At 65.8% G+C, this 13,121-nt stretch carries 15 protein-coding genes and 1 pseudogene; 11 read left to right on the top strand and 5 right to left on the bottom strand.

Annotation, left to right across the window (positions count from 1 at the left end; all coding sequences use genetic code 11):
• Positions 1-966 (bottom strand): annotated as a pseudogene (locus tag RMO40_RS19045) (rod shape-determining protein); the annotation flags it as partial.
• A gap of 277 nt (positions 967-1,243) precedes the next feature.
• Between RMO40_RS19045 and gatC the strand changes: the two are divergent.
• From gatC to gatB, 3 genes are read left to right on the top strand one after another with little or no spacing between them, the layout of a single operon-like run.
• Positions 1,244-1,543, top strand: coding sequence for an Asp-tRNA(Asn)/Glu-tRNA(Gln) amidotransferase subunit GatC (gene gatC, locus RMO40_RS19050; RefSeq protein ID WP_296689698.1), 300 nt, complete (start codon positions 1,244-1,246; stop codon positions 1,541-1,543).
• Positions 1,540-3,039 (top strand): Asp-tRNA(Asn)/Glu-tRNA(Gln) amidotransferase subunit GatA, encoded by a 1,500-nt coding sequence (gene gatA / locus RMO40_RS19055; RefSeq protein WP_309724740.1) that lies wholly within the window; start codon positions 1,540-1,542, stop codon positions 3,037-3,039. The genes gatC and gatA overlap by 4 nt, the downstream gene beginning before the upstream one ends.
• A gap of 1 nt (position 3,040) precedes the next feature.
• Positions 3,041-4,504, top strand: coding sequence for an Asp-tRNA(Asn)/Glu-tRNA(Gln) amidotransferase subunit GatB (gatB, locus tag RMO40_RS19060; protein WP_309724742.1), 1,464 nt, complete (start codon positions 3,041-3,043; stop codon positions 4,502-4,504).
• Between the two features lie 15 nt (positions 4,505-4,519).
• On the opposite strand, the gene RMO40_RS19065 is transcribed toward gatB, so the two are convergent.
• Together RMO40_RS19065 and pyrE are read right to left on the bottom strand one after the other, a co-directional pair.
• Positions 4,520-5,167, bottom strand: a complete 648-nt coding sequence (locus RMO40_RS19065) for a DUF4124 domain-containing protein (RefSeq protein WP_309724743.1) — start codon at positions 5,165-5,167, stop codon at positions 4,520-4,522.
• A gap of 37 nt (positions 5,168-5,204) precedes the next feature.
• On the bottom strand, positions 5,205-5,897 hold the full coding sequence (gene pyrE, locus RMO40_RS19070; RefSeq protein ID WP_309724745.1) for an orotate phosphoribosyltransferase: 693 nt from the start codon (positions 5,895-5,897) through the stop codon (positions 5,205-5,207).
• A gap of 14 nt (positions 5,898-5,911) precedes the next feature.
• Between pyrE and RMO40_RS19075 the strand changes: the two genes are divergently transcribed.
• From RMO40_RS19075 to RMO40_RS19100, 6 genes are all read left to right on the top strand, one after another.
• Complete coding sequence (locus tag RMO40_RS19075) at positions 5,912-6,697, top strand: exodeoxyribonuclease III (protein WP_309724748.1); 786 nt, start codon at positions 5,912-5,914, stop codon at positions 6,695-6,697.
• A 48-nt stretch (positions 6,698-6,745) separates the two neighbouring features.
• Positions 6,746-7,153 (top strand): DUF3597 family protein, encoded by a 408-nt coding sequence (locus RMO40_RS19080; RefSeq protein ID WP_309724750.1) that lies wholly within the window; start codon positions 6,746-6,748, stop codon positions 7,151-7,153.
• Positions 7,154-7,290: 137 nt separating this feature from the next.
• Positions 7,291-7,932, top strand: a complete 642-nt coding sequence (locus RMO40_RS19085; RefSeq protein WP_309724751.1) for a hypothetical protein — start codon at positions 7,291-7,293, stop codon at positions 7,930-7,932.
• Positions 7,933-8,006: 74 nt separating this feature from the next.
• A complete protein-coding gene (locus RMO40_RS19090) occupies positions 8,007-9,023 on the top strand; it encodes an AraC family transcriptional regulator ligand-binding domain-containing protein (protein ID WP_309724753.1) in 1,017 nt (338 codons plus the stop codon).
• 39 nt (positions 9,024-9,062) lie between these two features.
• Positions 9,063-9,725 carry a dienelactone hydrolase family protein gene (locus RMO40_RS19095; RefSeq protein ID WP_309724755.1) on the top strand — a complete coding sequence of 221 codons (663 nt, stop codon included), beginning with the start codon at positions 9,063-9,065 and terminating at the stop codon, positions 9,723-9,725.
• Positions 9,726-9,821: 96 nt separating this feature from the next.
• A complete protein-coding gene (locus tag RMO40_RS19100) occupies positions 9,822-10,436 on the top strand; it encodes a PAS domain-containing protein (protein WP_309724758.1) in 615 nt (204 codons plus the stop codon).
• 13 nt (positions 10,437-10,449) lie between these two features.
• Here RMO40_RS19100 and RMO40_RS19105 read toward each other — a convergent pair whose 3' ends face one another.
• On the bottom strand, positions 10,450-11,154 hold the full coding sequence (locus RMO40_RS19105) for a CoA pyrophosphatase (RefSeq protein ID WP_309724760.1): 705 nt from the start codon (positions 11,152-11,154) through the stop codon (positions 10,450-10,452).
• Positions 11,155-11,328: 174 nt separating this feature from the next.
• On the opposite strand from RMO40_RS19105, the gene RMO40_RS19110 reads away from it, so the two are divergent.
• On the top strand, positions 11,329-12,000 hold the full coding sequence (locus tag RMO40_RS19110; RefSeq protein ID WP_309724762.1) for a LuxR C-terminal-related transcriptional regulator: 672 nt from the start codon (positions 11,329-11,331) through the stop codon (positions 11,998-12,000).
• Positions 12,001-12,121: 121 nt separating this feature from the next.
• Complete coding sequence (locus RMO40_RS19115; protein ID WP_309724763.1) at positions 12,122-12,775, top strand: cyclic nucleotide-binding domain-containing protein; 654 nt, start codon at positions 12,122-12,124, stop codon at positions 12,773-12,775.
• Positions 12,776-12,787: 12 nt separating this feature from the next.
• On the opposite strand, the gene RMO40_RS19120 is transcribed toward RMO40_RS19115, so the two are convergent.
• The coding region (locus RMO40_RS19120; protein WP_309724764.1) for a M48 family metalloprotease at positions 12,788-13,121 on the bottom strand (334 nt) is incomplete at its 5' end.

Raw genomic sequence — 13,121 nt, forward strand, 5'->3', positions numbered from 1 at the left:
CGGGTCTTCGGCCACCAGCACCGGCAGGCCGGTTTCTTCGGCCAGCAGGCGGTCCAGATCACGCAGCAAGGCGCCGCCGCCGGTGAGCATCATGCCGCGCTCGGCGATGTCGGCGCCGAGTTCGGGCGGGGTTTGTTCGAGCGCGTTCTTGACCGCCGAGACGATCTGGTTCAGCGGGTCGGTCAGCGCTTCAAGAATCTCGTTGCTGCTGATGGTGAAGCTGCGCGGCACACCTTCGCTGAGGTTGCGGCCCTTGACTTCCATTTCCTTCACTTCGGAGCCGGGGAAGGCCGAGCCGATCTGCTTCTTGATGGATTCGGCCGTGGGCTCGCCGATCAGCATGCCGTAGTTGCGGCGGATGTAGTTGATGATGGCTTCGTCGAACTTGTCGCCACCGACGCGAACCGAGCCCTTGTAGACCATGCCGCCGAGCGAGATCACGCCGACCTCGGTGGTGCCGCCGCCGATGTCGACCACCATCGAACCGCTGGCCTCGCTCACCGGCAGGCCGGCGCCAATGGCTGCGGCCATCGGTTCTTCGATCAGGTAGACCTCGGAGGCACCGGCGCCGAGGGCCGATTCGCGGATGGCCCGGCGCTCAACTTGGGTGGAGCCTCAGGGCACGCAGATGATGATGCGCGGGCTCGGGCGGAACATCTTCGAGTCGTGAACCATCCGGATGAACTGCTTGAGCATCTGCTCGGTGACGGTGAAGTCGGCGATGACGCCGTCTTTCATCGGTCGGATGGCTTCAATGTTGCCCGGCACCTTGCCCAGCATGGCCTTGGCTTCGGCGCCCACGGCCTGGATGGTCTTCTTGCCGTTGGGGCCGCCTTCGTGGCGGATGGCGACGACCGAAGGCTCGTCGAGCACGATGCCCTTGCCACGCACGTAGATCAGCGTGTTGGCGGTGCCCAGGTCAATGGCCAGATCGGTGGAGAAATAACGACGCAGGGATGCGAACATGTTTTTTTGAGGCAGATCGACACAAACACGAAGCCAATGGTGGCCAAGGGCATGCGAACGATGTGGTTCCGGTGTGGGTGACGGGGCTTCTTTGTGAGTGCGTTCGATCAAGCCGACCGCGCAGGCGCAATAGGGTTCCAAACTTCTTGAAAAGACGGCAAACCCTTTGAAAACATTGGGTTTCAGGGGCCTCAAGAGGCTTGTGGATAACCGGGGATAATACTGCATCACCCCTGGTTTCCGACCCCTCGGACACCCTTCCCAGACTGCATTTCCTATGGCCCTGACACCCCAAGACGTCGGCCGCATCGCCCACCTGGCCCGCCTCGAATTGCAGGCCTCGGAACAGGCGGCCATGCTGCAACAGCTGAACGGCTTTTTCTCCATCGTCGAGCGCATGAGCGCGGTCGACACCAGCGGTGTCGAGCCGCTCTACACCCCGCTGTCAGCGGTGCAAAACGTCGCTTTGCGCCTGCGCGACGACGTGCCCACCGAGACCAACCAGCGTGAGCTGAACCAACGCAGCGCACCCGCCGTGGAAGACGGTTTGTTCCTGGTTCCCAAGGTCATCGAATGAAGGATTTGCACCACCTGAGCGCGGCCGACATGGGCCGCGCGCTGGACGACAAACGTGTCTCCAGCGTCGAATTGACGAAACATCTGCTCGCACGCGTTGCCGCTCACGAACATCTCGGTGCGTTCCTCTGCGTCGATGAAAACGCTGCACTGCAACAAGCCCAGGCCGCCGACCAGCGGCGTGCGGCCGGTGAGCGCGGCGCTTTGCTCGGCGTGCCGTTGGCGCACAAGGACATCTTCGTCACCCGGGCGCTGCCCACCACCGCCGGCTCCAAGATGCTGGGCGACTACCGCAGCCCCTTTGACGCCACCGTCGTGCACAAGCTCACGCAGGCGGGCCTCGTGACCCTGGGCAAGCTCAACTGCGACGAGTTCGCGATGGGCTCCAGCAACGAAAACTCGGCCTTCAAACCGGTGAAAAACCCCTGGGACGCGAGCCGCGTGCCGGGTGGCTCGTCGGGCGGCTCGGCCGCCGCCGTGGCGGCACGCCTGGTGCCCGCCGCCACCGGCACCGACACCGGCGGCTCGATCCGCCAGCCGGCCAGCTTCACCGGCATCACCGGCATCAAGCCCACCTATGGCCGATGCTCTCGCTACGGGATGATCGCGTTCGCCTCCAGCCTCGACCAGGCTGGGCCGCTCGCGCACAGCGCCGAAGACTGCGCCTTGTTGCTCAATGCCATGAGTGGGTTCGACGAGCGCGACGCGACCAGCGCCCAAGAGAGCGTGCCCGACTTCGCCGCCGCGCTCAGTCAGGCGCGTGCCGGCGCCACCGCCGCGCAGCCCCTCAGGGGTTTGCGCATCGGCCTGCCCGGCGAGTTTTTCCCCGCCGCCTTGGCCGCCGATGTGAATGGCGCCGTGCGCGCCGCGCTGGCCGAGTTCGAGAAGCTGGGTGCGACGGTGGTCGATGTGAGCCTGCCGCGCACCGAGCTGTCGATCCCCGTGTACTACATCATTGCGCCGGCCGAAGCGTCGTCCAACCTGAGTCGCTTCGACGGCGTGCGCTATGGCCACCGTGCCAAGCAGTACACCGACCTGCTGGACATGTACAAGAAGAGCCGCGCCGAAGGCTTCGGCCCCGAGGTGAAGCGCCGCATCATGATCGGCACCTACGTGCTCTCGCACGGCTACTACGACGCCTATTACCTGCAGGCGCAAAAGCTGCGCCGCATGATTGCCGACGACTTCCAGGCCTGCTTCACCCAGTGCGACCTGATCGCCGGCCCGGTGGCGCCCACGGTGGCGTGGAAGCTGGGCGACAAGAGCGACGACCCGGTGGCCAATTACCTGGCTGACATCTTCACCCTGCCCGCCAGCCTGGCCGGCCTGCCCGGCATGAGCCTGCCCGCAGGCTTTGCGACCCAGACGGACGGGGCCTCGATGCCGGTGGGCCTGCAGCTCATCGGCAACTACTTCCGGGAGGCACAGCTGCTGCACGCGGCGCACGCCTTCCAGCAAGCAACCGACTGGCACGCCCGCGCACCGGCCGGCTACTGACATGGCAAGCACTCCCAAACTCATCCGCGGCTACGAGGTGGTGATCGGCCTCGAAACCCACGCCCAGCTCTCCACCCGCAGCAAGATCTTCAGCGGCTCATCCACCCAATTCGGCGCGGCGCCCAACACACAGGCATCCCCGGTGGACCTGGCCTTGCCCGGCACGCTGCCGGTGATGAACCGCGGCGCCGTCGAACGCGCCATCCGCTTCGGCCTGGCGGTGGGCGCCAAGGTCGCGCCGCTCTCCATCTTTGCGCGCAAGAACTACTTCTACCCCGACCTGCCCAAGGGCTACCAGATCAGCCAGTACGAAACGCCGGTGGTGCAAGGCGGTTCGGTCGAGTTTTTCGTCGAAGGTTCGAGTGGAGAAAAAGTCAGGCACAAGGTGAACTTGACCCGCGCCCACCTCGAAGAAGACGCCGGCAAATCGCTGCATGAAGACTACGCAGGGCAAACCGGCATCGACCTCAACCGCGCTGGCACGCCGCTGCTGGAGATCGTGACCGAGCCCGACATGCGCGCGAGCGTCGAAGCCGTCGAATACGCGAAGGCCTTGCACGCGCTGGTGGTGTGGCTCGACATCTGCGACGGCAACATGCAAGAAGGCAGCTTCCGCTGCGACGCCAACGTCTCGGTGCGCAAGCCCGGCGCCGATTTCGGCACCCGCCGCGAGATCAAGAACCTGAACAGCTTCAAGTTCATGCAGCAGGCGATCGACTACGAGATCCAGTGGCAGATCGACGAGATCGAAGACGGCCGCGAGATCGTGCAGGCCACGGTGCTGTTCAACCCCGACAGCGGCGAAACCCGCGCCATGCGCACCAAGGAAGACGCGCACGACTACCGCTACTTCCCCGACCCCGACCTGCCCCCTTTGGTGATCGCACCCGAGTGGGTGGAGCGGGTGAAGAGCGAGATGCCCGAGCTGCCCCGGCTGATGGCCGAGCGATTTCAAAAGGACTACGGGCTGCCGGCGTACGACGCAGCCATGGTCACGCAGAACAAGGCGTTTGGCGCCTATTTCGAAGAGGCTGCCAAGGCCAGCGGGCAACCGAAGCTGGTGGCCAACTGGATGATGGGCGAAATCTCGAGGCGTTTGAACACGGAAGACCTGGGGCTCGATTCGAGCCGCGTCAACGCCGGCACGCTGGCTCAGCTCATCACGCGCATCGCCGATGGCACGATCTCGAACAACGGCGCCAAGCAGGTGTTCGAGGCGCTGTGGTCCGAGGGAGGCTCGGTTGATGCCCTGATCGAGTCCAAGAGCCTGAAGCAGATGAGCGACACCGGCGAGATGGAGCGCATCCTCGACGAGGTGCTGGCCGCCAACGCCAAGTCGGTCGAGGAATACCGCGCCGGCAAGGACAAGGCCTTCAACGCCCTCATTGGCCAGGCCATGAAAGCCACCAAGGGCAAGGCCAACCCAGCCGCGGTGAACGAGCTTCTGAAGAAGAAGCTCGGCTGAACCAAGCCCGGCGGGCTAGTTGCTCGCCGGCTTGCGCAGGGCGGGCGGCGATGACGCCGCCGGCACCACCCCCATCGAGCCGATCGGCGTGCCGCTCCACAGTTTTTTCAGCCGGCCGAGCTCCACGTCGTAGAGCCCGTTGATGCGGGTGATCTCGTCTTTCTGGTTTTGCACCAGCGAACGCTGGGCGGCGGCAGCCGCGTCGTTGGCATCGAGTTGTTGCTTCAGCTTGGCGGGCATTTTCTTGCCCTTGTAGAACTCGGCCTCATCGAACAGCGGCTTGCGCTCGCGTTGCAGGTCGGCCAGGCGCTCTTCGGAAAACTTCACGCCCTTGCGCACATCGTCGAGCGCCGCTTCACGCGCCTTGTCGTGCGCCGCCTGGGTGGGGAATCGCCCCAGCAGATTGCGGTCACGGCGGACGGCGTCTTGCTGCGCCGCACGGTCGGCTTCGGCCTGGCGCTTCTTGGCCTCGGCTTCGGCCATCTCGTCGACCGTCATCGTGGGGGGCACCACCCGGCGGATCGAACCATCGGCATTGAGCAGGCGCTGCTCGCGCGCCAGGCATTCGGCGATCGGGCGGTCAGAGGTGAGGCGGCGCCCGTTGGCGTCGACGCAGCTGTAGATGGCCGCCGAGGCGCTGCCCGCCAGGCCCAGCAGGCCCACGAACAGAGCAGGTCGAACAGCGCGTGAATGCAACAAATCACACCCCATAACGTTCGCGGTAGGCGGCCACACGGGCGAGGTGCTCGCCCAGGGCCGGGTCGCGGGTTGACTTCAAATACTGCAGCAAGTCTGCCAGGGTCGCAATCGACAACACCGGCATGCCGTACTCCAGCTCAAAGTCTTCAACGGACGAGCGGGGCGAAAGGTTGTCATCGCCTCCCTTGCGTTCCATGCGGTCCATGGCAATCAGCACGGAAACGGGCTGTGCACCGGCCGCACGGATCATGTCAACCGACTCGCGCTTGGAAGCGCCGTCGGTGATGACGTCGTCGATGATGACCACGCGGCCTTTGAGCGGCGCGCCCACCATGAGGCCGCCTTCGCCGTGGTCCTTGGCTTCTTTGCGGTTGTGGCAGAAGGGCACGTTGCGCCCCAGGCGAGCCAGCTCTACCGCCGTGGCGGCCGCCAGCGTGATGCCTTTGTAGGCCGGACCGAACAGCATGTCGAATTCGAGCCCCGACGCCAGCAAACGCCGGGCATAGAATTCTGCGAGCCGCCCCAGCTTGGCGCCGTCATCGAACAGGCCTGAGTTGAAAAAATAGGGCGACAGTCGCCCGGCCTTGGTCTTGAACTCCCCAAACCGCAGCACACCCGCTTCGACCGAGAACTTCACGAAGTCCTGGGCCAGGCCATCTTGTTCCAAAGACTTGTTTTGCGCGTTGGGGCTCATCGAAGGGATGTCTCGTGTTTCGACTGGTGTCTTTGAATCTGAACGGCATTCGATCTGCCGCCACCAAGGGTCTGTTGCGCTGGGCCGAGGCCCTGGGCGCCGATTGTATGGGGGTGCAAGAGATCAAGGCGCAGGCCGCCGACATCGCCGAGCGCTTCGACACCCTGCATGATTTGAAGGGCCACTTCCACTTCGCCGAAAAGAAGGGCTACTCGGGTGTGGGGGTGTACTCCCGCAAGGAACCGAGCGACGTGGTGGTGGGCATCGGCGCCCCCGAATTCGACGCCGAAGGCCGCTACATCGAGGTGCGCTTCGACACCCCCACGCGCAAACTGAGCATCATCAGCTGCTACTTCCCCAGCGGCTCCAGCGGCGAAGAGCGGCAACTTGCCAAGTTCCGCTTTCTCGCGCTGATGACGCCCTACCTGCAACGGCTCAAGGCCGAGCGCGAGTTCATCCTGGTGGGCGACATCAACATCGCGCACAAGCAGATCGACCTCAAGAACTGGCGCAGCAACCAGAAGAACAGCGGCTTTCTGCCCGAAGAGCGCGCCTGGATGACGCACACGCTCGACGAGCTGGGCCTGGTCGACGTGTTTCGCACGCTCAACGACAAGGCCGAGCAATACACCTGGTGGAGCAACCGGGGCCAGGCCTATGCCAAAAACGTGGGCTGGCGGCTCGACTACCACCTGGCCACGCCCGCGCTCGCCGCGCTGGCCCGCAAGGAACACATCTTTCTGGAGCAGCGCTTTTCCGACCACGCGCCTCTGATCATCGATTACGACTTCACGCTGTAACCCATCCGGCCTACCATGCGCCTCTGACCATTCATTCGGGAGCGCCCCATGGGTTTTTTCAGCAACATCCTCGAAAAACTCGGCATGAAAGACGCGGCTGCCGCGCCCGTCACGCCTGCTTCGGTGACCCCTCCCCCAGCGGCTGCGTCCACGCCAAGCGCCGTGCCGGCCGCCGCCGTGGTGAACCCGATCGCGGTGGTCGACGTGGTCGCGCAGCTGGAGCAGCGCGCTGCGGCCAACCCGCAAAAGCTCAACTGGAAGACCTCCATCGTCGACCTGCTCAAGCTGCTCGACATCGACAGCAGCCTCACCGCCCGCAAGGCGCTGGCCGTCGAGCTGCGCTGCCCCGACGAGTTGATGGGCGACTCGGCCCAGATGAACATCTGGCTGCACAAGAACGTGCTCGCCCACATCGCCGCCAACGGGGGCAACATTCCCGCCGAGCTGCTCGACTGACCCCGCCAGCAAGCCGACCTGTAGATCGGGTGAAAAGCGTCACGCCACATCGGCTGTTTGGTGGATTCCGCCCGACCCCCCATTCCTAGAATGAGATTCACCTGCGTTGTGCAGGGTCAGATTTCAAAAGGAACACCATGAAGCGCACCCTGATCGCCCTGGCGGCGTTGACCTTGGCCGCGGCCGCGAATGCCGGCGAGGTGTACACCGGCATCGGCACGCACGGCGTGATGCTGGGTTTTGCCCAGGCGCTGTCACCCCAATTCACCGTGCGCGGCGACTTCGGCACCCTCGGCAGCCGCGAGAAAAACGAGCGTGAAGAGGGCATCGACTACGAAGGGAAGGTCACCTACAACCGCGCCGGCGTGTTTGGCGACTGGTTTCCCTTCGCCGGTGGTGGCTTCCGTTTCACCGGCGGCGTGACCTTCAACAACATGAAGGTCGACCTGGTCGCCAAGGGCAACGGCACCCCGGTCACCATTGGCAACAACAGCTACCCGACCGACTCGAGCGACCGGCTCAACGTGAAGATCGAGTTCCCCAAGACCACGCCTTACCTGGGGCTGGGCTACGGGCACCAGCTGAGCACCGGCTGGGGCTTTGTGTTCGATCTTGGCGCATCGATCGGCAAGGCCAAGGTGACCGAGTCGCACAGCGGCACCAACTTCAGCCAGGTGCCACAATCCGACATCGACGCCGAGCTCGCCGAAATCCGCGACGGCGTGGGCAAGATCAAGGCGATCCCGATGATCGCCATCGGCTTCAACTACCGCTTCTAAAACCGTTCACACAGCGTGGAAGCCCAGGCTTCCACCAGTCGCGCAGCCCGGTTACGCGTGCTATTTTCAATGCCATGGCTCAAGTGCTGACGCCGACTCTCTCGATGGGTTATCTGGCGGCCCTGTTGCAGGCCGCCGAGGTCTCGCCCGACAACACCGAACTGCTGCAACAGGTGGGCCTGGACCCGCGGCGACTCGGCGAGCCCGACGCCCGCATCGGTGAAGCCGAGTTCTCGGCCATCTACCGTGCGCTCGCCTTCGCACTCGACGATGAAATGCTGCGGCTGTTCCCGCGTGCGTTTCGCCACGGCTCACTCAAATTCAACTGCCTGGCGCTGATGGATGCCAAGAACATGATGGTGGCATTGCACCGGTGGACCTACATATCGCGCATGCTGCACGACGACCTTCACATGGCGCTGCAACCCGACCCCCACCACGTGCGCATCGCACTCGTTTCCAGCCAGACCCCACTGCCCTGCAAACCGCTCGCCCAACACATGCTGCTCAAGGTGGTGCACGGCGTGCTCTCCTGGCTGGTGGGCCAGCGCCTGCCGCTGATCCGGGTCGACTTCACGTTCGAGCGGCCCAGCTTCGCCAACGACTACCAGGCGTTGTACCCGGGACCGGTTTTTTTCAACCAGGCACAGGCTGTCATGCACCTCGAACCCGAGCTGCTGCAGCTGCCGATCCGCCGCAACAAGCACGAGCTGAACGAGTTTTTGCTGCGCGCACCTGGCGACTGGATGTTCGTGAGCGAGCACGAAAAGCGCCTGGGCCTGCGCCTGCGCGCCTACCTGGCCGAGCGGCTGCCGCTGCCTGCCACCGCCGAGAGCGCGGCCGAGGCCTTGCATGTGTCGGCACGCACGCTGCACCGCCGTCTGGCCGATGAAGGCACCAGCTTCCAGCGCGTGAAAGACGAGTTCCGCCGCGACATGGCCTTGCAGATGCTGACCAAGGGCCACGAGCCCATCAACGCCATCAGTGCGCAGCTGGGCTTTGACAGCACGGCCTCGTTCCACCGCGCCTTTCGCGGCTGGACGGGCGACACGCCGGGCGCGTTTCGCGGGGCCGGCGCCACCACCCGCTGAGACCCTTACGATCGGCGCTCAGCCAACAGCGGAGCCCCCATGTCACTGGACACCCTCGAGATCGAAACCGGCCCCTCGCCGAAGCGTACCGTCATCGTGCTGCACGGGCTGGGCGACAGCGGCCACGGTTTTGCGCCCATCGCCAAAGAGCTTGACCTGAGCGCCGTTGGCGCGGTGCGCTTCGTGCTGCCCCACGCACCGGAGCGCCCGGTCACCATCAACGGCGGTTACGTGATGCGCGCCTGGTACGACATCCTCGGCAACGACCTCGCGCGCCGCGAAGACGAAGCAGGTTTGCGTGAATCGCAGGCCCTGATCGAAGCGCTGATCGCCGTTGAAAAACAGCGCGGCGTTCCCGTCTCGCACATCGTGATCGTCGGCTTTTCGCAGGGCTGCGCGATGGCGCTGCTCGCCGGCTTGCGCCACGGCGAGCGCCTAGCGGGTGTGGCGGGCCTGTCGGGGTACCTGCCGCTGGCCGCAAGCACCGCCACCGAACGCAGTGCCGCCAACCGCGACGTGCCGCTGTTCCTGGCCCACGGCACACAAGACCCGGTGGTGCCGTTCGCCAGCGGCGTGGCCTCGCGCGATGCGTTGGCCGCGCTCGGCCACGCCGTCGAATGGCACGACTACCCGATGCCGCACTCGGTGTGCGCCGAAGAAATCGGCGATCTCAACCGCTGGTTGCTGCGCGTGCTGGCCTGAGCCCGAAAAGAAACGCTGACGGCCCGCAGCGCATGCGGGCCTGGAGTGCGCCATACGGCACGGTGGGGCAGGTTCGGCACCGGCACCGTGCATGCGATGGTGGGAAAATTTGACCTTGCCACCTACCACATCACCCACCGCATGACGCCGGAGCGGATCGTCCAATTGCAACGCTGGCGGTTGGCCATCGAGAACGGCACGTTTGGTGTCTGGGACCTGGATCCCTGCCGGGAGATGGTTCACTACTCACCCCCATGGAAGGCGCGTTTCGGATTTCCGCGCATCCATGAGTCCGACAGCACCGGCTTCTGGCGCTGCCGGGTGCACCCCGACGACCTGGAGCCCATGCAGGTTTCGTTGCGCTCGCACCTCGCCGGCCACGTGTCCAGCTATGAGATGCGGTTCCGGTTGCGCAGCAACGGCTCGGGCTACCGAACCGTGCTGTCGCGCGGCCGGGCCGTGGAGCGCGACGCTGGCGGCAACGCCACCCGCATGGTGGGCACCATGATCGACCTCACCGGCCGGCCCGCCACGGTGTCACTGCACGGTCTCGCCACAGAAGACCCGCAGCAGCCCATCGAGACACCTTCTCGCCCGCCGCTGCATGCCCTTCTTGGGCTGGCCGGTTCACCGCATGAACCGCACTCGCTGATCGAGCAGATCAGCGACTTGCTCGACCTCGCCCTTCAAGAAGGCAGCGTCACACGCTGACCCGAGCCTGGCGTCACTTCCAGGCAAACACCGGTTGTTCGAAATGTGAAACACGGGTGCTCCGGCCCTCGATGCACACCTCTCTGAACTGGTAAAGCAGGGCGGCGGTGGGTGCCGCAATCCAGTCCGCTCCCACGGGCATTCGCAGCACCATGTGCTCGCTGTGTTCGGTCTGCTCCAGCATCGGCGCATCGGCCCGCAGGAACTCGGCCACCGGAATGCGGTGCACACCGGCCACCTCGTCGGGGTTGGGCACGATGTCGTGTGCCGCGCCCGCCCACACCACCACCGGCGTGATCACAAAGCCCGAGCGGGTCACAAAATCGTCGAGCCGGCCCATCACGGCGCTGGCATCGAGAGACAGATTCACCTCTTCGGCCATCTCGCGCAGGGCGGCCTGCTCGGCAGTCTCGCCCGCGTCGATGCGCCCGCCTGGCAGCGCCCACTGGCCCGCGTGCTTGCGCAGTTGCAGCGAGCGCCGTGTCAGCAGCAAGGCAGCCTGCGCACTCCACTGCGCATGCCGAGGGAAGGAGGGCAGGTCGGCGCCATGGCCTTCGTCAACGATGGCAATGGCCACCGCGGCCGCCAGCAAAGGCCTTGCCTGCGCCTGCGCGGAATGGCGCTGCACGTCAAAGGCCTGCAGCTTGTCTTGAATGAGTGCCTTGAGCCGCTCGTCGCGCAGCAGGCTGCGCGAGCCCGGGGTCTGGATGCTGTTCATGGGCTGGATGATCCGCCGAGCCGGGATGAGTTCTCCAGTTTGTGCCGTGCGGCGAGGTGAATAAGTCACACGCCAGCGGGTCGGATTCACCCTCGTCGGCGCCGCGTCATCCCTAAATTGGGGGTCACGGCGAGGGGCTGGTCAGCGCGCCGACAACCACCAGGGGAACGCATCATGTTGGAGTCTTGCAGTACCGCCACCCGACCCGCAGACGGCAGCTACCTCGGGCCCGAGCGGCGAACGGACCCCGCAGCCATCACCCGCTGGCTGGCGCGCATGCTCGACGAGATGGACCACGGCATGTTGCTCGTCACCCCTTGCGGCGTGTTGCGCCACGCCAATCAACCTGCCCGGCAGGAACTGGGGCTGGGCAGCAGCCTGGTGTGGGCCGGCGGCGCGGTGCACGCGGCGCGGCGCGAGCAGCAAGCCCTCCTGATGCAGGCGCTGGCCGACGCAGCCCTCGGCCGGCGCCGCCTGCTGGCCCTGGGCGAAACCCACCAGGCCTTGTCGCTGGCGGTCGTGCCCCTGGGCGAAGACAGCCCCGGCGGCGAAGCCCTGGTGCTGCTGGTGCTGGGCAAACGCCAAAGCTGCGAGGCGCTGACGGTCGACTTCTTCGCCCGCACGCAGGGCCTCACCGCCGCCGAAGCGCGGGTGCTGCAGGCGCTGTGCGACGGGCTGCGCCCCAAGGAAGTGGCACGCCGCTGCGACGTGGCGGTGTCGACCATCCGCACCCAGATCAGCAGCATCCGCACCAAGACCCAGACCGCGAGCATTCGCGACCTGGTGAGCCGGGTGACGGTGCTGCCGCCGATCACACTGGCGATGAAGACCGCGCTGCCGCACTGACAACAACGGCCCCCTGTCGGTTGGGGCGGCCCGGCGCCAGGCATTGCGCCGGCAATGCTGCGTTGCAGCGTGCTGCGGTTCCGCGCGATGATGCGCGGGCCGACCACTCTGCCGCGCTCTCATGGACTCTGCCGCCCCGGCGACCCTGCCCGACGACTCCTCCTGGCCTCAGGACCTGCGCACCCTGGTGGCGCGCGGCGAGCCCCGGCGCTACCGCAAAGGCACGCTGCTGATTCATGAAGGCGACGTCGGCGAGACGCTGTTCATCGTGTTGTCGGGCCGGGTGAAATCGTTCTCCACCGACGAGCGCGACCGCGAGATCGTCTACGGTGTGTACGGTCCCGGCGAGTACCTGGGCGAGATGAGCCTGGACGGTGGGCCGCGTTCGGCCTCGGTGATCACGCTCGAAGCCACGGTGTGCTCGGTGGTCACGCGCAAGACCTTGCGCGAGCACATTGCGGCCAACCCGGAGTTTGCGTTCGAGTTGATTTCGCGGGTGATCCGGCGGGCGCGGCTGGCCACGCAGAGTGCGCGCAACATGGCCTTGCTCGACGTGTATGGCCGCGTGAGCCGGCTGCTCGACGAGCTGGCGCAAGCGCAGGCCGACGGCACCCGCTTGATCGTCGAGCGGCTCACCCACGCCGACATCGCCAGCCGAGTGGGCTGTTCGCGGGAGATGGTCAGCCGCCTGCTGAAGGATCTGGAGCAGGGTGGCTACATCTCGGTCGAGGCGGGGCGTTTTCACCTGGCGCCCACGCTGCCGTCGCGCTGGTGAGGCTGCGGTGGCTCAGCCCTTGCCGGCGGCCGGCGCGGCCGGTGGCTTGGGCGGCCCGAACCGTTGCTCCGGCTTGGGCGCCCTGGCGTACAGCCCCTCCACCTTGGGCAGGCTCGCCTGGATGTCTTGGATGCGCGTCGGCCCCGAGGGGTGAGTCGACAAAAACTGCGGCGGCGCGCCCTTGCTGGCCGCGGCCATCTTGTTCCACAGGCTCACCCCGGCGCGTGGGTCGTAGCCGCCACGGGCAGCAAGCTCCATGCCGACCAGGTCGGCCTCCGACTCGTCTTCGCGGCCAAACCTGAGCGTGAGCAGCTGGCCGCCCATGTCGGCCGCCAGCCGGCCGGCG

The sequence above is a fragment of the Rhizobacter sp. genome, from assembly GCF_031412075.1.
Lineage (GTDB): Bacteria > Pseudomonadota > Gammaproteobacteria > Burkholderiales > Burkholderiaceae_C > Rhizobacter.

Coding starts and splice junctions, on each gene's coding strand:
- RMO40_RS19080 (WP_309724750.1), top strand. CDS start 6,746: ATGGGTTTTTTCAGCAACATCCTCGAAAAACTCGGCATGAAAGACGCG.
- gatA (WP_309724740.1), top strand. CDS start 1,540: ATGAAGGATTTGCACCACCTGAGCGCGGCCGACATGGGCCGCGCGCTG.
- RMO40_RS19085 (WP_309724751.1), top strand. CDS start 7,291: ATGAAGCGCACCCTGATCGCCCTGGCGGCGTTGACCTTGGCCGCGGCC.
- RMO40_RS19110 (WP_309724762.1), top strand. CDS start 11,329: ATGTTGGAGTCTTGCAGTACCGCCACCCGACCCGCAGACGGCAGCTAC.
- RMO40_RS19095 (WP_309724755.1), top strand. CDS start 9,063: ATGTCACTGGACACCCTCGAGATCGAAACCGGCCCCTCGCCGAAGCGT.
- RMO40_RS19105 (WP_309724760.1), bottom strand. CDS start 11,154: ATGAACAGCATCCAGACCCCGGGCTCGCGCAGCCTGCTGCGCGACGAG.
- RMO40_RS19115 (WP_309724763.1), top strand. CDS start 12,122: ATGGACTCTGCCGCCCCGGCGACCCTGCCCGACGACTCCTCCTGGCCT.
- gatB (WP_309724742.1), top strand. CDS start 3,041: ATGGCAAGCACTCCCAAACTCATCCGCGGCTACGAGGTGGTGATCGGC.
- gatC (WP_296689698.1), top strand. CDS start 1,244: ATGGCCCTGACACCCCAAGACGTCGGCCGCATCGCCCACCTGGCCCGC.
- RMO40_RS19090 (WP_309724753.1), top strand. CDS start 8,007: ATGGCTCAAGTGCTGACGCCGACTCTCTCGATGGGTTATCTGGCGGCC.
- RMO40_RS19100 (WP_309724758.1), top strand. CDS start 9,822: ATGGTGGGAAAATTTGACCTTGCCACCTACCACATCACCCACCGCATG.
- pyrE (WP_309724745.1), bottom strand. CDS start 5,897: ATGAGCCCCAACGCGCAAAACAAGTCTTTGGAACAAGATGGCCTGGCC.